The organism is Streptomyces sp. NBC_00691 (assembly GCF_036226665.1).
Lineage (GTDB): Bacteria > Actinomycetota > Actinomycetes > Streptomycetales > Streptomycetaceae > Streptomyces.
Window position 1 is genome coordinate 2,775,194 of record NZ_CP109007.1, and the last position, 17,354, is coordinate 2,792,547.

Here is a 17,354-nt window from a genome sequence, read left to right on the forward strand (position 1 = left end):
GACTCCGGACACTCCGCCGGACGCCACGGGACCGCGCCCCGCAGGCCGACGTCGGCGTCTAACTCCAGCGGCCCGTGCGGCCCAGGACGAGCGCCGTCGCCGCCGTGCCCGCCGTCGACGTCCGCAGCACGCTCCGGCCCAGCCGGTACGGCTTCGCCCCGGCCGTCTCGAACGCCGCGAGCTCCTCCGGGGAGACCCCGCCCTCGGGGCCGACGACCAGCACGATCGAGCCCTTCTCCGGGAGTTCGGCGGTCGCGAGCGCCCCGCTCGGGTGGTCGCGGTCCTCGTGCAGCACGGCCGCGAAGTCGGCGGTGGCGAGCAGCGCGGCGAGCTGCTTGGTCGTCATCGGCTCCGCGACCTCGGGGAACCGCGAGCGGCGCGACTGCTTCCCGGCCTCGCGCGCGGTGGACCGCCACTTGGCGAGCGCCTTGAGGCCCCGATCGCCCTTCCACTGCGTGATGCAGCGGGAGGCGGCCCACGGCACGATCGCGTCCACCCCGGTCTCCGTCATCGTCTCGACGGCGAGCTCGCCCCGGTCGCCCTTGGGCAGCGCCTGGACGACGGTGATGCGGGGCTCCTCCTCGGGGTCCTCGTGGACCTCGTCGACCCGCACGGTGAGCTGGTCCTTGCCCTCGGCGGCCAGCACCACGCACGCGGCCCAGCGGCCCCGGCCGTCGGCGAGGACGAGTTCCTCGCCCTCCCGCAGCCGCTTCACGGAGACGGCGTGGCGGCCCTCGGGGCCGTCCAGGAGGAAGCTCCCGGGGCCGGGAACGGCGTCGACGACGAAGACGGGTGCGGTCATGAGGCGCTCCTGTGGGGCAGCTCGGAGAGAGCGGTGTCGAGTTCGGCGGCCAGCACCTCGACCAGCTGCCCGGCGGGGAGTTCGCGGGCGAGCCGGTGGCCCTGACCGGCCCACAGGGCCATGCCCTGGGCGTCGCCCGCGGTGGCGGCGGCCTTGCGGACCGGGGCGGTCAGGTGGTGGATCTCGGGGTAGGCGGCGGGGGCGTACGGCCCGTGCTCACGCATGAAGCGGTTGACGAGGCCGCGCGCCGGACGCCCGGTGAAGGCCCGGGTGAAGGCGGTCCGGGTGTACAGCGGATCGGTCAGGGCCCGCTTGTGCAGCGGGTGGGCGCCCGACTCGGGGCAGCAGAGGAAGGCCGTGCCGAGCTGGGCGGCGTCCGCCCCGGCGGCCAGGACGGCGGCGATCTGCGCGCCGCGCATGATGCCGCCGGTCGCGACGACCGGCAGGGTCACGCTCTCGCGGACCAGGCCGAGCAGGGCGATCAGTCCGGTGCCCGGGACGTCGTCGGCGGGGTCGTCGCGGAACGTGCCCTGGTGTCCGCCCGCCTCGGCGCCCTGCACGCAGACGGCGTCCGCCCCGGCCTGCTGGGCGGCGAGGGCCTCCTCGGCGGAGGTGACGGTCACGATCGTGAACGTTCCCACACGCGCGAAGGAGGCGAGGACCTCGGGCGCGGGGCAGCCGAAGGTGAAGGAGACGACACGGACCGGGTCCTCCAGGAGGATCGCCAGCTTGGCGTCGTAGGCGTCGTCGCGGTGGTCGTCGGTCTCGCCCAGCGGGGTCTCGTACCAGGTGGCCTCGCCCGCGAGCTGATGCCGGTAGACCTCGACGGCGGCGGGGTCGGCGGGCCGCCCGGACTCCGGCAGGAAGAGGTTGACGCCGAAAGGACGTGCGGTGAGCCCGCGCACCTGCTTGATCTCCTGGTAGAGGCCTCCGGCCGTCTTGTACCCGCCCGCCAGGAAGCCGAGCGCCCCGGCCGCGCACACGGCTCCGACCAGCTCGGGAGAGGAGGCGCCACCCGCCATGGGGGCCTGCACGATCGGAAACCGAGAGAGATCGTTCAGTGCGGTGGTGGACATATGGGCATCGTGTCATGCCCCTGCTTCCGGACCGAATCCGTACGTCAGGTCACGGAAAGGGGCGACGACCGCGGTCCGCGGTCGTCGCCCCTTCCGTACGGGAATCCTGCCTACCGCCCGTTGAAGGCGTCCTTCAGGCGCGAGAACAGTCCCTGCTGCCCCGGCTGGAACTGCCCCGTGGGCCGCTCCTCGCCACGCAGCACGGCCAGTTCGCGCAGCAGGCGCTCCTGCTCCGCGTCGAGCTTCGACGGGGTCTGCACCTCGACGTGCACGATCAGGTCGCCCCGGCCGTTGCCGCGCAGATGGGTCACGCCCCGGCCGTGCAGCGGGATCGACTGGCCGGACTGGGTGCCCGGACGGATGTCGATCTCCTCGACGCCGTCGAGGGTCTGCAACGGCACCTTCGTGCCGAGCGCGCCCGCGGTCATCGGGATGGTGACCGTGCAGTGCAGGTCGTCGCCGCGCCGCTGGAAGGTCTCGTGCGGGGTCTCGTGGATCTCGACGTAGAGGTCGCCGGCGGGGCCGCCGCCGGGGCCGACCTCGCCCTCACCCGCGAGCTGGATCCGGGTGCCGTTGTCGACACCGGCCGGGATCTTGACCGTGAGGGTGCGACGGGACCGGACCCGGCCGTCGCCCGCGCACTCGGGGCACGGGGTCGGGACGACGGTGCCGAAGCCCTGGCACTGCGGGCAGGGGCGCGAGGTCATGACCTGGCCCAGGAAGGACCGGGTGACCTGCGAGACCTCACCGCGGCCGCGGCACATGTCACAGGTCTGCGCGGAGGTGCCGGGTGCGGCGCCCTCACCCGAGCAGGTCGTACACACGACCGCCGTGTCGACCTGGATGTCCTTGGTGGTGCCGAAGGCCGCCTCGTTGAGGTCGATCTCCAGACGGATCATGGCGTCCTGGCCGCGGCGGGTCCGCGAGCGCGGGCCGCGCTGCGAGGCCGTGCCGAAGAAGGCGTCCATGATGTCGGAGAAGTTGCCGAAGCCACCGGCCCCGAAGCCGCCCGCGCCGCCTCCGCCGGAGGCCGAGAGGGGGTCGCCGCCCAGGTCGTAGACCTGCTTCTTCTGCGGGTCCGAGAGGACCTCGTAGGCGGCGTTGATCTCCTTGAAGCGTTCCTGCGTCTTCGGATCGGGATTCACATCCGGGTGCAGCTCGCGCGCGAGCCTCCGGAAGGCCTTCTTGATCTCGTCCTGGGAGGCGTCGCGGCGCACGCCGAGTACGGCGTAGTAGTCCGTGGCCACTTACGACTCCGCCAGGATCTGTCCGACGTAACGTGCCACTGCGCGTACCGCTCCCATCGTTCCGGGGTAGTCCATGCGGGTCGGTCCGACCACGCCGAGTTTGGCGACTGCCTCGCCGCCCGAACCGTAGCCGACCGAGACGACGGACGTGGAGCTCAGCCCCTCGTGGGCGTTCTCGTGCCCGATACGTACGGTCATGCCCGATTCCTTGGCCTCGCCGAGCAGCTTGAGGAGCACGACCTGCTCCTCCAGAGCCTCGAGGACGGGCCTGATCATCAGGGGAAAGTCGGGTCCGAAGCGGGTCAGATTGGCGGTTCCGCCGATCATCAGCCGCTCCTCGTGCTCCTCGACGAGGGTTTCGAGGAGGGTCGCGAGCACGGTCGAGACCGTGGCCCGGTCCTCAAGCTCCTCGAAGGACTCGGGGAGGTCCTGCACCAGCTGTGGCACGTCGGCGAACCGGCGGCCGACGACCCGGCTGTTGAGCCGGGCCCGCAGGTCGGCGAGCGAGGACTCGCCGAAGGGCGCGGGGCAGTCGATGACACGCTGCTCGACGCGGCCGGTGTCCGTGATGAGCACCAGCATCAGGCGGGCCGGGGCCAGCGAGAGCAGTTCCACGTGCCGGACGGTCGAGCGGGTCAGCGAGGGGTACTGGACGACGGCGACCTGACGGGTCAGCTGGGCGAGCAGCCGGACCGTACGGCCGACGACGTCGTCCAGGTCGACCGCGCCGTCGAGGAAGTTGTGGATGGCCCGGCGCTCGGGCGTCGACAGCGGCTTGACGCCGGCGAGCCGGTCGACGAAGAGGCGGTAGCCCTTGTCGGTCGGAATGCGGCCGGCGCTGGTGTGAGGCTGGGCGATGAAGCCCTCCTCCTCCAGGACGGCCATGTCGTTGCGCACGGTGGCGGGCGAGACTCCGAGCTTGTGACGCTCGGTGAGCGCCTTGGAGCCGACGGGCTCCTCCGTCCCGACGTAGTCCTGGACGATGGCGCGCAGGACCTCGAGTCTGCGTTCGCTGAGCATCGTGCGCACCTCCAGCTGTCGTCGTCGTTCCGGTTGCTCCGCTTTTGGCACTCGCCCTGTCCGAGTGCCAGCGACCCCCCGGCCAGTGTACGGCGGCGGGCGTCGCTCCTGGCAAGGTGGCGACGCCTCCACCGGCTAGCGTCGCCGCATGGACGTGCATTGGGAAGCGTACGGATGGGAGCGGCTCGCGGACGGGGTGGGCCGGCGACGGCTGCCCGGGTGGGACGCCACGGTCGGACTGGTACTGGGTGAACGGGCGGTGCTGCTGTACGACACGGGCTCCTCGCTCGCGGAGGGCGCCGAGCTGCGGACCCGGATCGCGGAGCTCACGGGCGGCCGCAGAGTGACGCACATCGCACTGAGCCACCCCCATTTCGACCACGTTCTCGGCACGGCGGCGTTCTCCGGCGCGGAGGTCTTCGGCGCGGTGGGCTCGGACGAGCTCCTCGGCCGGGCGCGGGACCGGGAGGCGCTGCGCGCGGACGCCGTACGGCACGGGCTCGACGAGACGGAGGCGACGGAGGCGGTCGACGTCCTGGTGGCCCCGCGGCACGTGGTCTCCGGCGAGTGGACGCTCGACCTGGGCGGCCGGCAGGTCCTGCTGGCGAACGTCGGCCCCGGCCACACGGGCCACGACCTGGTGCTGCTGGTGCCGGGCGAGCGCGAGGTCGTCTTCTGCGGCGATCTGGTCGAGGAGTCGGGCGAGCCGCAGGCCGGCCCGGACGCGATCCCCTCCCGCTGGCCGGACGCTCTGGACCGGCTGCTGCGGCTCGGCGGCGAGGACGCGGTGTACGTGCCGGGGCACGGGTCGGTGGTGGACGCCACGTTCGTACGACTCCAGCGGGAGGAACTGGCAACGCGCTTCTCCGTCGCATAACGTCGCCCGAATGCGCAGCTACAACCCGGACTTGACGCCCCCCTGGAAGCGCTCGGCGCCCGTTCCCGAGGTTCCGGCCGACCGTGATCTGGTCGTCGAGGAGGTCACGACGGGCTTCTGCGGGGCGGTGATCCGCTGCGAGGCGGGCACGGTGACCCTGGAGGACCGCTTCGGCAAGCACCGTGTGTTCCCGCTGGACCCGCGCGGGTTCCTCCTGGAGGGCCGGGTGGTGACCCTGGTCCGCCCGTCGGCCGCTCCCGCCCGCCCCACCCGTACGGCGTCGGGCTCGGTGGCGGTCCCGGGGGCGCGGGCCCGGGTGGCCCGCGCGGGCCGGATCTACGTGGAGGGCCGCCACGACGCCGAACTGGTGGAGCGGGTCTGGGGCGACGACCTCCGCATCGAGGGCGTGGTCGTGGAGTACCTGGAGGGCGTCGACGACCTCCCTGCGATCGTCGCGGAGTTCGACCCCGCCCCGGACGCCCGGCTCGGCGTCCTGGTGGACCACCTGGTCCCGGGTTCGAAGGAGTCGAGGATCGCCGCTCAGGTGACATCACCGGACGTGCTGGTCGTCGGCCACCCGTACATCGACATCTGGGAGGCGGTGAAACCCGCCTCGGTGGGCATCCGGGCCTGGCCGCGGGTCCCCAGGGGGCAGGACTGGAAGACGGGCGTGTGCGAGGCCCTGGGCTGGCCGCCGAACACGGGCGCGGCCTGGCAGCACATCCTGTCGAAGGTGACGACGTACAAGGACCTGGAACCGGAGCTGCTGGGCCGGGTGGAGGAACTGATCGACTTCGTGACGGCGCCGTAGGAGGCCGTCACACCGCTCCCTTCCGGGCGAGGGGCGACCCCCGGTGACCGCCGGGGGTCACCCCTCGCTCCCGTGCCGACAGGGGTGCCCGGGCGGGGCGCGGTCGGGTAGCGTGCGCGGCATGTCGAGCCCCGAGTCGGACACGTCGGGGGCTTTCGGTCACGCCGTCGGCCCCCTGGACCCCCGAGTTCTCGCGGACCACTGAGTCCGCTCCGCAGGCCCCGGTCGTGCGGACCACGCGGGTACCCGTGGGTGCCGACCGCGGTGACGAGATGCCTCTGTCGTCTCTTCCTCACCCCGGAGCCACTCGATGCCCCTCCCGCTCTTCCTTCTCGCCCTGGCGGTCTTCGCCATGGGCACCTCGGAATTCATGCTCGCCGGCCTGCTGCCGGACATCGCCTCCGACCTCGGCGTCACGGTCGGCAGCGCGGGCCTGCTCACCTCGGCCTTCGCCGTCGGCATGATCGTCGGTGCGCCGCTCCTGGCCGCGCTCGCCCGCGCCTGGCCGGTACGGGCGAGCCTGCTCGCCTTCGTCCTCGTCTTCTCGGCGGCCCACGTCCTGGGCGCCGTCACGGACGGTTTCGCCGTCCTGTTCGCCACCAGGCTGGTCGCGGCCTTCGCGAACGCCGGCTTCCTCGCCGTGGCCCTGACCACCGCCACCCGGCTCGTACCGCCGGACCGCAAGGGGCGCGCGCTGGCCGTTCTGCTGTCGGGCACGACGCTGGCCACCGTCGCCGGGGTCCCCGCGGGATCGCTGCTCGGCACCCTGCTCGACTGGCGGGCCACGTTCTGGGCCGTCGCCGCTCTCTGCCTGCCCGCGGCCCTCGGCGTCCTCCGGGGCGTCCCGGCACGTCCCGCGCGGGAGGGTTCGGCCGAAGGGCCGGACCTACGCGCGGAACTGGCGCGGCTCAGGCATCCGCGGCTGCTCGTGGTGATGCTGCTCGGCGCCCTGGTGAACGCGGCGACCTTCGCGGGCTTCACCTTCCTGGCGCCCGTCGTCACCGGTTCGGCCGGGCTGGGCGAGCTGTGGGTCCCGGTCGCCCTCGTCCTCTTCGGGGCCGGGTCCTTCGCCGGGATCACTCTCGCGGGGCGGTGGTCCGACCGCTGTCCGGGCCTGGTCGTCGCGGTCGGCGGTCCACTGCTGCTCGTCGGCTGGCCGGCCCTGGCCGTGCTGGCCGAGGAGCCGGTCGCGCTGCTCACCCTGGTGTTCCTGCAGGGCATGGCGTCCTTCGCGCTGGGCGGGACGCTGATCGCGCGGGTCCTCTACGAGGCCGCGGGAGCCCCCACGATGGCCGGCTCCTACGCGACCGCCGCCCTCAACGTCGGAGCCGCCACCGGACCGCTCGTCGCCGCCGTCACCCTCCGGGCCGGAGCGGGGACGCTCGGCCCGCTGTGGGCGAGCGGCCTGCTCGTCCTGGGCGCCCTGCTGATCGCCCTGCCCTCCCGCAGGGTGCTCTCGGCCGCCTAGGGCCTGTCGTCAAACTCCCGTCGTCGCCCGGAGGGCGGCCCCGCGGCGTCTGGTGCGTGCTCTCGGTGTGCCGGGAGGAAGCCCTCGTACTGGACGTACTCGGGCTTTCGCCCGGTGCGGCGAGAGTGCGTGCCAGGCGTCGCGGGGCAGACGGGAGTTTGACGACAGGCCCTAGTACTCCAGCAGGACTTTGCTGTCTGACCTGCGGGTTTCGCTGGGCGGCTGGAGTGTAGCGGGACTTCGGTCGTGTGGGGGCGGTCTCAGGGAGACCGCCCCTCGATCGTGCGACAACGCCGCAGATAGTGACAGCAGCGGGGCAGCCTCCGAGGGTGATCACCGAGTATGCCGCCGCGCAGTGGGACGTCGAACTGGACGATCTCTTCCTGACCATCGGGCACCGCTTCGGCCGAGTCGAGCTCCGCCGCCGGATGCGTGACTATGTGCGCGGGCTGCTCGCCCCGGTGGCCCGCAAGAACAGCTGGCAGCTGGCGGAACAGGCCGGCCACCGCACGCCCGACGGCCTGCAGCACCTCCTCGCCGGATCGAAGTGGGAGCCCGACGACATCCGCGACGACCTGCAGGAATACGTTGCCGACAAGCTCGGCGAGGCCGACGGCGTCCTGATCATTGACGACACCGGGTTCATCAAGAAGGGCACCACCTCCGCCGGGGTCCAGCGCCAGTACTCCGGCACCGCCGGCCGGACCGAGAACTGCCAGATCGGCGTCTTCGCCGCCTACGCCACCACCCGCGGCAGGGCCCTGGTCGACCGCGAGCTCTACCTCCCGAAGTCCTGGACCGAGGACCGGGAACGCTGCCGCATCGCAAGGGTCCCCGACGAGCGGGAGTTCGCCACCAAGGGTGAACTGGCCCGGCACCTGGTGCTGCGGGCCCTCGCCTCGCCGCTGCCCATCGCCTGGGTCACCGCGGATTCCGCCTACGGTCAGGACAACCGATTCCGCCGGCTGCTGGAACAGTCGGGTGTCGGCTACGTGCTGGCCGTCCCCAAGTCCCAGTTTAGTGTGGGCTGTTCACGGATCGAGGTTCTGTTCGCGCAGGCTCCGGACGAAGCGTGGGAGAAGACCTCGTGCGGCGACGGCGCGAAGGGACCCCGCGTCTACCACTGGGCAGCGGTGCGGCTGCCGGCCGTCGCGGAGTTCGACTATCAGGGCGAGGTCCCTCACCGGATGCGCTGGGCACTGGCCCGGCGCAGCGTCAGCAAGCCCGACGAGATCGCCTACTACCTCGCCTACGCACCCCTTCAGGTCACCGTCCAGGAACTGGTGCGGGTCGCCGGGACCCGCTGGGCGATCGAGGAGTGCTTCCAGGCCGCGAAGAACGAATGCGGCCTGGACCAGTACGAAGTCCGCCGCTACGTGGGCTGGTATCGGCACATCACTCTGGCCATGCTCGCCCACGCCTTCCTGACCGCCACGGCATGCCAGCCCCGGGAAAAAGGGGCGGGACAGATGGGACAGCCGAGGCCATCGAACTCACAGTGGCGGAGGTTCGGCGACTCCTGGCAGCTTGTCGTGCCCGGCCCCCGCACCTGAGCGGACACCGAGGACTACATCACGCGCTGAGCTGGTCGAACTGGCGCCGCCGACGCCAAGCAGTCGCCCGCCGCTGCCATTACCTGCGGCGTTGTCGCACGATCGAGGGGCGGTCTCCCTGAGACCGCCCCCACACGACCGAAGTCCCGCTACACTCCAGCCGCCCAGCGAAACCCGCAGGTCAGACAGTAAAGTCCTGCTGGAGTACTAGGTGTGCGTCTGCCGGACAGGCCCTAGTCCACCAGGTCCCGCACCACCGCGTCGGCGAGCAGTCGGCCCCGCAGGGTCAGCACGGCGCGGCCCGTCTCGTAGGGCTCCGGGGCGAGGAGCCCGTCGGTCAGGGCCTTGGCGGCCGACGCGAGGCCCGCCGGCTTGAGGAGGGACAGTTCGACGCCCTCCTTGAGCCGCAGCTCCAGGAGGATCCGCTCCACCCGCCGGTCCTCGTCGGACAGCAGCTCCCGGCCGGCGCCCGGGGTCTTCCCGCCGGCCAGCGCCGCCGCGTACGCCCCCGGATGCTTCACGTTCCACCAGCGGACGCCGCCGACGTGGCTGTGGGCGCCGGGGCCCGCGCCCCACCAGTCGGCCCCGCGCCAGTACAGCTCGTTGTGGAGACAGCGCCCGGCCTCGGAGGTGGCCCAGTTGGAGACCTCGTACCACTCGAAGCCGGCGCCGGAGAGAACGTCCTCGGCGATCAGGTACCGGTCGGCGTGGACGTCGTCGTCGGTCATGGGGACCTCGCCGCGCCGGATGCGCCGCGCGAGCTGCGTCCCCTCCTCGACGATCAGCGCGTAGGCGCTGACGTGGTCGGGTCCGGCGCCGATGGCCGCGTCGAGCGAGGCCCGCCAGTCGTCGTCGGTCTCGCCGGGGGTGCCGTAGATCAGGTCGAGGTTGACGTGCTCGAACCCGGCGGCCCGCGCCTCACCGACGCAGGCCTCGGGGCGGCCCGGGGTGTGCGTCCGGTCGAGGATCTTCAGGACGTGCTGTCTGGCGCTCTGCATGCCGAAGGAGATCCGGTTGAACCCGCCGGCCCGCAGCTCCGCCAGATAGGCCGGGTTCACGGAGTCCGGGTTGGCCTCGGTCGTCACCTCGGCGTCGTCGGCGAGCCCGAACTCCTCGCGGACGGCGGCCAGCATCCGTACGAGATCACCGGCGGCGAGCAGCGTGGGCGTGCCGCCGCCCACGAAGACGGTCCGCACCGGCCGCGGGTCGTCCCCGAGGACCTTGCGGGCGAGCCGGATCTCCTCGACGACCTGCTCGGCGTAGTTGTCCCGGGAGGCGAGCACGCCGCCGGTCCCCCGCAGCTCGCTGGCCGTGTAGGTGTTGAAGTCGCAGTATCCGCAGCGCGTCGCGCAGTACGGCACGTGCAGATAGAACCCGAGCGGCCGCTCCCCCGCCCCTTCGAGGGCGTGCGGGGGCAGCGCCCCGTCGTCGGGAACGGACTCACCATCGGGCAGTACGGAAGGCATGAGCCCCATTGTCCCGTACTGCCCGAGGTGAACGCCCGGCCTGTGGACAACCTCTCCACAGGGTGCGGTCAGGACTCCCGCGACCCCGCGTACATCTCCTCGATGAGCGCCTTGTACTCGCGCTCCACCACCGGCCGCTTCAGCTTCAGGGACGGGGTCAGCTCGCCGTGCTCGATGTCGAGGTCACGGGGCAGCAGGCGGAACTTCTTGATCGTCTGCCAGCGCTGGAGGCCCTCGTTGAGGCGGTCGACGTAGCCCTGGACCATCGCGACGGTCTTCGGGTCGGCGACGACCTCGGCGTACGACGCGCCCGCGAGTCCGCGGTCGGCGGCCCAGCCGAGGAGGGTGGGCTCGTCGAGGGCGATCAGCGCGGTGCAGAAGTTCCGGTCGGCGCCGTGGACGAGGATGTTCGAGACGAACGGGCAGACGGCCTTGAACTGGCCCTCGACCTCGGCGGGCGCGATGTACTTGCCGCCGGACGTCTTGATCAGGTCCTTCTTGCGGTCGGTGATCCGCAGGTAGCCGTCGGCGGACAGCTCGCCGATGTCACCGGTGTGGAACCAGCCGTCGGACTCCAGGACCTCGTTCGTCTTCTCCGGCAGGCCGTGGTAGCCCTCCATGACGCCGGGGCCGCGCAGCAGGATCTCGCCGTCGTCGGCGATCCGGACCTCGGTGCCGGGGAGCGGCTTGCCGACGGTGCCGGTGCGGTAGGCCTCTCCCGGGTTGACGAAGGAGGCGGCGGACGTCTCGGTGAGTCCGTAGCCCTCCAGGATGTGGATGCCGGCGCCGGCGAAGAAGTAGCCGATCTCGGGAGCGAGCGCGGCGGAGCCGGAGATGCACGCGCGCAGGTTCCCGCCGAAGGCCTCGCGGATCTTGGCGTAGACGAGGGCGTCGGCGACCTTGTGCTTGGCGGTGAGGCCGAAGGGCGCGGAGGCGGTCCCGGTGCGGCGGAAGTTGTCCTGGGTGGCCTTGGCGTACTCGCGGGAGACGCCGGCCGCCCACTGGAAGATCTTGTACTTGGCTCCGCCGGCGGCACGGGCCTTGGCGGCGACGCCGTTGTAGACCTTCTCGAAGATGCGGGGCACGGCCGCCATGTAGGTCGGCTGGACGACCGGCAGGTTCTCGATGATCTTGTCGACGCGGCCGTCGACGGCGGTGACGTGCCCGACCTCGATCTGGCCGGAGGTGAGGACCTTGCCGAAGACGTGGGCGAGCGGCAGCCACAGGTACTGGACGTCGGCCTGGGTGACGAGACCGGTGGCGGCGATGGCCTTGGCCATGTACGACCAGTTGTCGTGCGGGAGACGGACGCCCTTGGGGCGGCCCGTGGTGCCCGAGGTGTAGATGAGGGTGGCGAGCTGCGTGGCGGTGATCGCCGCGACCCGCTCCTTGACCGCCTCGGGGTGCTCCACCAGGTAGCCCTTGCCGCGCGCCTCCAGCTCGGCGAGCGTGAGGACGAACTCGCCGTCGCTCTCCACCCCGGTGGCGTCGATGACGACGACGTGGCGGAGGTTCGGCAGTTCGGCGCGGCGCTCGACGGCCTTCGCCAGCTGGGCCGCGTCCTCGGCGATGAGGACCCGCGACTCGGAGTCGGAGAGGATGAACGCCGACTCCTCGGCGTTGGTCTGCGGGTAGACCGTGGTGGTCGCGGCGCCCGCGCACATGACGCCGAGGTCGGCGAGGATCCACTCGACCCGGGTGGAGGAGGCGAGGGCGACCCGCTCCTCGGACTCGACACCGAGGTCGACGAGGCCGGCGGCGATCGCGTAGACCCGTTCGGCGGCCTGCCCCCAGCTGAGCGACTTCCAGTCGTCGGGACCGGCACCGGAGGCGGCGGGCACCGGGTAGCGGTACGCCTCCGCATCCGGAGTCCGCTCGACGCGCTCAAGGAAGAGGGACGCCACGGAGGGCGGCCGGTTCTCGATCTGGGTCTGTGTGTCGCTCACGACGTCCTCCGGGCGGCGGCGGTGCCTTCTGGCGGTTCGTAACTAACTGGCGAGTAACCTTCGAGCCGGGATCAGAGTAAAGGCCCGAGGTCCGGCGCGTAAGGGCCTACAGGGCGCCGCTTCATAACGAACGGGCCCACGCGCACCTGGCGCGTGGACCCGTTGCATGCACAGGACAGCTACGTGGGACGCCCTGGTCTACTTCTTCTTGCCGGAGGACTCGTCGCTCGACAGAACGGCGATGAAGGCCTCCTGGGGCACCTCCACCGAGCCGACCATCTTCATGCGCTTCTTGCCTTCCTTCTGCTTCTCGAGCAGCTTCCGCTTACGGGAGATGTCACCGCCGTAGCACTTGGCGAGGACGTCCTTGCGGATGGCGCGGATGGTCTCGCGGGCGATCACCCGGGAGCCGATCGCGGCCTGGATCGGCACCTCGAAGGCCTGCCGCGGGATGAGCTCGCGCAGCTTGGCGACGAGCCGCACACCGTAGGCGTACGCGGCGTCCTTGTGGGTGACGGCCGAGAAGGCGTCGACCTTGTCGCCGTGCAGCAGGATGTCGACCTTGACCAGGCTGGAGGCCTGCTCGCCGGTGGGCTCGTAGTCGAGGGAGGCGTACCCGCGCGTCTTGGACTTCAGCTGGTCGAAGAAGTCGAAGACGATCTCGGCGAGGGGCAGGGTGTAGCGGATCTCGACCCGGTCCTCGGAGAGGTAGTCCATGCCGATCAGGGTGCCGCGACGGGTCTGGCACAGCTCCATGATCGCGCCGATGAACTCGCTCGGAGCGAGGATCGTGGCGCGTACGACGGGCTCGTACACATCGTCGATCTTGCCCTCGGGGAACTCGCTCGGGTTGGTGACCGTGTGCTCGCTGCCGTCCTCCATGACCACGCGGTAGACCACGTTGGGGGCGGTGGCGATGAGGTCGAGCCCGAACTCGCGCTCCAGCCGCTCACGGATCACGTCGAGGTGGAGCAGACCGAGGAAGCCGACGCGGAAGCCGAAGCCGAGCGCGGCGGAGGTCTCCGGCTCGTAGACCAGCGCGGCGTCGTTGAGCTGCAGCTTGTCGAGGGCCTCGCGGAGGTCCGGGTACTCGGAGCCGTCCAGCGGGTACAGCCCCGAGAAGACCATCGGCTTCGGGTCCTTGTAACCGCCGAGGGCCTCGGTGGCGCCCTTGTTCAGGGAGGTGATCGTGTCACCGACCTTGGACTGGCGGACGTCCTTCACACCGGTGATGAGGTAGCCCACCTCACCGACGCCGAGACCGTCGGACGGCGTCATCTCGGGAGAGGAGACACCGATCTCGAGCAGCTCGTGGGTGGCGCCGGTCGACATCATCTTGATGCGCTCGCGCTTGTTGAGCTGCCCGTCGACCACACGCACATAGGTCACGACACCGCGGTACGAGTCGTACACCGAGTCGAAGATCATCGCGCGGGCGGGCGCGTCGGCGACACCGACCGGGGCGGGAACGTCCCGGACGACCCGGTCCAGCAGCGCGTCGACCCCGACGCCGGTCTTCGCGGAGACCTTGAGGACGTCCTCCGGCTGGCAGCCGATGAGGTTGGCCAGCTCCTCGGAGAACTTCTCCGGCTGGGCGGCCGGCAGGTCGATCTTGTTCAGCACGGGAACGATCGTGAGGTCGTTCTCCATGGCCAGGTAGAGGTTGGCCAGCGTCTGCGCCTCGATGCCCTGGGCCGCGTCGACCAGCAGGACCGTGCCCTCACAGGCGGCCAGCGACCGGGACACCTCATAGGTGAAGTCGACGTGCCCAGGAGTGTCGATCATGTTCAGGATGTGCGTGTCGCCCTGACCCGGCCCCTCGGTCGGCGCCCACGGCAGCCGGACCGCCTGGGACTTGATCGTGATGCCGCGCTCCCGCTCGATGTCCATGCGGTCGAGGTACTGGGCACGCATCTGCCGCTGGTCGACCACACCGGTCAGCTGGAGCATCCGGTCGGCGAGCGTGGACTTGCCGTGGTCGATGTGCGCGATGATGCAGAAGTTGCGGATCAGAGCCGGGTCGGTACGGCTCGGCTCGGGCACGTTGGTAGGAGTCGCGGGCACGCAGGGTCTCGTCTCGGGGCGATGTCGGATCGATACGTAGGCTCCATGGTCCCATGCCCGTCGCCCTGCGCCCGGTTTGGGCGGTCAGGAGAGTGGCTGATACTGTGGACAGCTGTGTCTCGTGTGCCCTCTCAGCCTGCGAGACGCATCCAGAAGGAACATCGAACCTGTAAAGGCTCTTTTCGTGGCGAACATCAAGTCCCAGATCAAGCGGAACAAGACGAACGAGAAGGCGCGCCTGCGCAACAAGGCCGTCAAGTCCTCGCTCAAGACCGCGATCCGCAAGGCCCGCGAGGCCGTCGCCGCGGGTGACGTCGAGAAGGCCACCGTGGCTTCCCGCGCCGCCGCCCGCGCGCTCGACAAGGCTGTCTCGAAGGGCGTCATCCACAAGAACGCCGCCGCCAACAAGAAGTCGGCGCTGGCCACCAAGGTTGCCGCTCTCCAGGGCTGAGCTCTGATGTAACCGGCCGCACGGGACCCAGCGGGCCCTCTCTCCCGCTCCCACCCGGCCACCCAGGACTCGCACGCGGACGCGTTCGCCACGCGGGTGCGAGCCCACCAGCTCAACACCGAAGGCCCCACCACCTCCTTCCCCAGGAGCGGCGGGGCCTTCGTCGTACCCGGGGGCGCGTAGGGCCGAGGCGCAACCTCAGGCGAGTTCCACACAACCGGCACCAGGCCCACCCCGGCCACCCGCACGGCCCGGGCCCGCCCGACGCGGGCGCAACCACGGCGGCAAGCGCCTTCACCGAGCGCGCGGGCGCAGCCCGAGGCCCGACCCAATCCCTACCCGCCCCGCCGCATCCTCGCCGCCCGAGCCACCGCGACCACCGCCTTCTCCAGGGCGTACTCCGGGTCGTCCCCGCCGCCCTTCACCCCCGCGTCCGCCTCCGCGATCGCCCGCAGCGCCACCGACACCCCGTCCGGGGTCCAGCCCCGCATCTGCTGTCGTACGCGGTCGATCTTCCACGGCGGCATGCCCAGCTCCCGCGCCAGATCCGCCGGCCGCCCGCCCCGCGCCGACGACAGCTTGCCGATCGCCCGTACGCCCTGCGCCAACGCACTCGTGACGAGCACCGGTGCGACCCCGGTCGAGAGCGACCACCGCAGGGCCTCGAGGGCCTCCGCCGCACGCCCCTCCACCGCGCGGTCCGCGATGTTGAAGGAGGAGGCCTCGGCGCGGCCGGTGTAGTAGCGCCCGACGACGGCCTCGTCGATCGTCCCGTCCACGTCGGACGTGAGCTGCGCGACCGCGGACGCGAGCTCCCGCAGATCGCTGCCGATGGAGTCGACGAGCGCCTGGCAGGCCTCGGGCGTCGCCGAACGCCCCAGCGTCCGGAACTCCTGCCGCACGAACGTCAGCCGTTCCGCCGGCTTCGTCGTCTTCGGGCAGGCCACCTCCCGCGCCCCCGCCTTGCGCGCCGCGTCGAGCAGTCCCTTGCCCTTCGCGCCCCCGGCGTGGAGCAGGACGAGCGAGATGTCCTCGATCGGGTCGTCGAGGTACGCCTTGACGTCCTTGACCGTGTCGGCGGACAGGTCGTGGGCGTTGCGCACGACCAGCACCTTGCGCTCGGCGAAGAGCGACGGGCTGGTGAGCTCAGCCAGCGAACCGGGCTGGAGCTGGTCGGGCGTGAGGTCGCGAACGTCCGTGTCGGCGTCGGCGGCCCGCGCGGCCGCCACCACCGCCTGGACGGCACGGTCGAGGAGCAGGTCCTCCTGCCCCACGGCGAGCGTCACGGGGCCGAGGAGGTCGTCGGGGGAAGTCTTTCTGGTGGCCATCGCGATCCAGCATCCCACGGACCACCGACAGCAGGGCGATGCCCGAGAATGACGGGGTGAGTGAACGACACGTACTGGTACTCCCCGACCGCGACGCCGCCGAGGAGGTGGCCGGAGAACTCCCCGACCGTTTCGGCGTCGCCGAGGAACCGCAGCTCGTCCGGGACTCCCTGGCCGGGGAGGACGACGCCGAGGACGCCCAGTGGCTGGTGGTCGTCGAGGACCCTGACGGCCGGCTCGACCCGACGGCACTGGACTCCCTCGCGGCGGAGTACGAGGGCTGGCTGGAAGCCCCGTAGCGCCACGCCCCTCCCGGGTTGCGGGAGGATCCCTCAGCCCCGCCCGGCCTTGGGCACGATCTGCACGTCCAGATCGATGCTGATGCTCGACCCCACCGCCGCGATCCCCCGTGCCGGCAACGCCTGCCAGGTGAGCGTGAAGTCCTCCCGGTGCAGTTCGGTGGTGGCCCGGCAGGCGCACCGGGTCTCGCCCTCCAGACCGCTCCCGAGGCCCAGGTACCGGGTGTCGAGGGTGACCGTGCGGCTCACCCCGTGGAGGGTGAGCGCCCCGGTGACGGCCCACCGGCTGCCGCCCTTGTGCGTGAAGCGCTCGCTGGAGAACTCCAGCGTCGGATACGCCCCGACATCGAGGAAGTCACCGGACCGCAGGTGGTCGTCGCGCATCCGCACCCCGGTGTCGATGGAGGCGGCGTCGATGACGACGCGCATCGCGGAGCGCTCCACGCGGTCACCGATCCGGACCACGCCGGCGAAGCTGTTGAACCGGCCGTGGATCCGTGCGAGCCCGATGTGGCGTGCGGTGAAGCCGATCTGGGAGTGCGTCGGGTCGATCTCCCAGTCGCCGGGCTCGGGGAGCGGGGGCTGCGGGGCGATCTGGAGCAGCACGTCGTCGAGGCCGGTGTGACCGCCCTCGGTGACGACGGCCCTGCCGTGGTGCGGCGTGTACCCCTCGGCGGTGATCGCGAGCCGGTACTCGCCCGCCGGTACGGTCGCGAGCGCCGTGCCGTACGGGTCGGTCTCGCCGGCGATCACCTTGCGCCCGACCGCGTCGCTGAGGACGAACTCGGCCTGCCGGACCGGTTCGTGCACGGGGTCGAGCACCCGGCAGCTCAGCATCCCCGCCGAGGCGGGGACGATGAGGCCGGCGAGCGGGCCGCCTCGCACGGCGCCCGCCGCACGCTTCCCGAAGAGACGATCGAACATTCTTCACGCACCCCCGTGCGAC

Annotated in this window: 15 protein-coding genes; 6 read left to right on the plus strand and 9 right to left on the minus strand. The window is 71.4% G+C overall.

Translation table 11 applies throughout. The annotated features are described in order from the left end of the window. Window positions 1-58: 58 nt before the first annotated feature. From OG392_RS12560 to hrcA, 4 genes are all read right to left on the minus strand, one after another. Entirely contained in the window at window positions 59-802 is a 744-nt protein-coding gene (locus tag OG392_RS12560) for a 16S rRNA (uracil(1498)-N(3))-methyltransferase (protein WP_329278647.1), read from the minus strand. Beyond that, on the minus strand, window positions 799-1,878 hold the full coding sequence (locus OG392_RS12565; protein WP_329278649.1) for a nitronate monooxygenase: 1,080 nt from the start codon (window positions 1,876-1,878) through the stop codon (window positions 799-801). Before OG392_RS12565 ends, OG392_RS12560 begins: the two co-directional genes overlap by 4 nt. A 110-nt stretch (window positions 1,879-1,988) precedes the next feature. Further along, a complete protein-coding gene (gene dnaJ / locus OG392_RS12570) occupies window positions 1,989-3,125 on the minus strand; it encodes a molecular chaperone DnaJ (protein WP_329278651.1) in 1,137 nt (378 codons plus the stop codon). Then, on the minus strand, window positions 3,126-4,145 hold the full coding sequence (hrcA, locus tag OG392_RS12575; protein WP_329278654.1) for a heat-inducible transcriptional repressor HrcA: 1,020 nt from the start codon (window positions 4,143-4,145) through the stop codon (window positions 3,126-3,128). A 148-nt stretch (window positions 4,146-4,293) separates the two neighbouring features. Here hrcA and OG392_RS12580 point away from each other — a divergent pair, with 148 nt between their 5' ends. The 4 genes from OG392_RS12580 to OG392_RS12595 all read left to right on the plus strand — a co-directional run bounded on the left by OG392_RS12580 (window position 4,294) and on the right by OG392_RS12595 (window position 8,854). Beyond that, window positions 4,294-5,022 carry an MBL fold metallo-hydrolase gene (locus tag OG392_RS12580; protein WP_329278657.1) on the plus strand — a complete coding sequence of 243 codons (729 nt, stop codon included), beginning with the start codon at window positions 4,294-4,296 and terminating at the stop codon, window positions 5,020-5,022. Window positions 5,023-5,032: 10 nt separating this feature from the next. After that, window positions 5,033-5,833: a DUF3097 domain-containing protein gene (locus OG392_RS12585; protein WP_329278660.1), complete on the plus strand. Its 801-nt coding sequence runs from the start codon at window positions 5,033-5,035 to the stop codon at window positions 5,831-5,833. A gap of 310 nt (window positions 5,834-6,143) precedes the next feature. Beyond that, window positions 6,144-7,301 carry a Cmx/CmrA family chloramphenicol efflux MFS transporter gene (locus tag OG392_RS12590; RefSeq protein WP_329278663.1) on the plus strand — a complete coding sequence of 386 codons (1,158 nt, stop codon included), beginning with the start codon at window positions 6,144-6,146 and terminating at the stop codon, window positions 7,299-7,301. A gap of 329 nt (window positions 7,302-7,630) precedes the next feature. Continuing rightward, a complete protein-coding gene (locus OG392_RS12595) occupies window positions 7,631-8,854 on the plus strand; it encodes an IS701 family transposase (protein WP_443054638.1) in 1,224 nt (407 codons plus the stop codon). 233 nt (window positions 8,855-9,087) lie between these two features. Here OG392_RS12595 and hemW read toward each other — a convergent pair whose 3' ends face one another. The 3 genes from hemW to lepA form a co-directional block, all read right to left on the minus strand. After that, window positions 9,088-10,329, minus strand: a complete 1,242-nt coding sequence (gene hemW, locus OG392_RS12600; RefSeq protein WP_329278666.1) for a radical SAM family heme chaperone HemW — start codon at window positions 10,327-10,329, stop codon at window positions 9,088-9,090. Window positions 10,330-10,388: 59 nt separating this feature from the next. Next, window positions 10,389-12,266 carry an AMP-dependent synthetase/ligase gene (locus OG392_RS12605; RefSeq protein WP_329278668.1) on the minus strand — a complete coding sequence of 626 codons (1,878 nt, stop codon included), beginning with the start codon at window positions 12,264-12,266 and terminating at the stop codon, window positions 10,389-10,391. A gap of 198 nt (window positions 12,267-12,464) precedes the next feature. Then, window positions 12,465-14,330 (minus strand): translation elongation factor 4, encoded by a 1,866-nt coding sequence (gene lepA, locus OG392_RS12610; protein ID WP_030317510.1) that lies wholly within the window; start codon window positions 14,328-14,330, stop codon window positions 12,465-12,467. A 184-nt stretch (window positions 14,331-14,514) separates the two neighbouring features. Between lepA and rpsT the strand changes: the two genes are divergently transcribed. Continuing rightward, window positions 14,515-14,781 carry a 30S ribosomal protein S20 gene (gene rpsT, locus OG392_RS12615; protein ID WP_266965826.1) on the plus strand — a complete coding sequence of 89 codons (267 nt, stop codon included), beginning with the start codon at window positions 14,515-14,517 and terminating at the stop codon, window positions 14,779-14,781. 335 nt (window positions 14,782-15,116) lie between these two features. Here rpsT and holA read toward each other — a convergent pair whose 3' ends face one another. Continuing rightward, entirely contained in the window at window positions 15,117-16,109 is a 993-nt protein-coding gene (gene holA, locus OG392_RS12620; RefSeq protein ID WP_329278674.1) for a DNA polymerase III subunit delta, read from the minus strand. Window positions 16,110-16,147: 38 nt separating this feature from the next. Between holA and OG392_RS12625 the strand changes: the two genes are divergently transcribed. Then, the gene (locus OG392_RS12625; RefSeq protein WP_194481545.1) at window positions 16,148-16,408 is read left to right on the plus strand and encodes a hypothetical protein; all 261 of its coding nucleotides are present in this window, start codon (window positions 16,148-16,150) and stop codon (window positions 16,406-16,408) included. 33 nt (window positions 16,409-16,441) lie between these two features. Here the strand turns inward: OG392_RS12625 and OG392_RS12630 are convergent, their stop codons facing one another. Then, window positions 16,442-17,332, minus strand: coding sequence for a YceI family protein (locus OG392_RS12630; protein WP_329278676.1), 891 nt, complete (start codon window positions 17,330-17,332; stop codon window positions 16,442-16,444). Window positions 17,333-17,354: the final 22 nt, after the last annotated feature.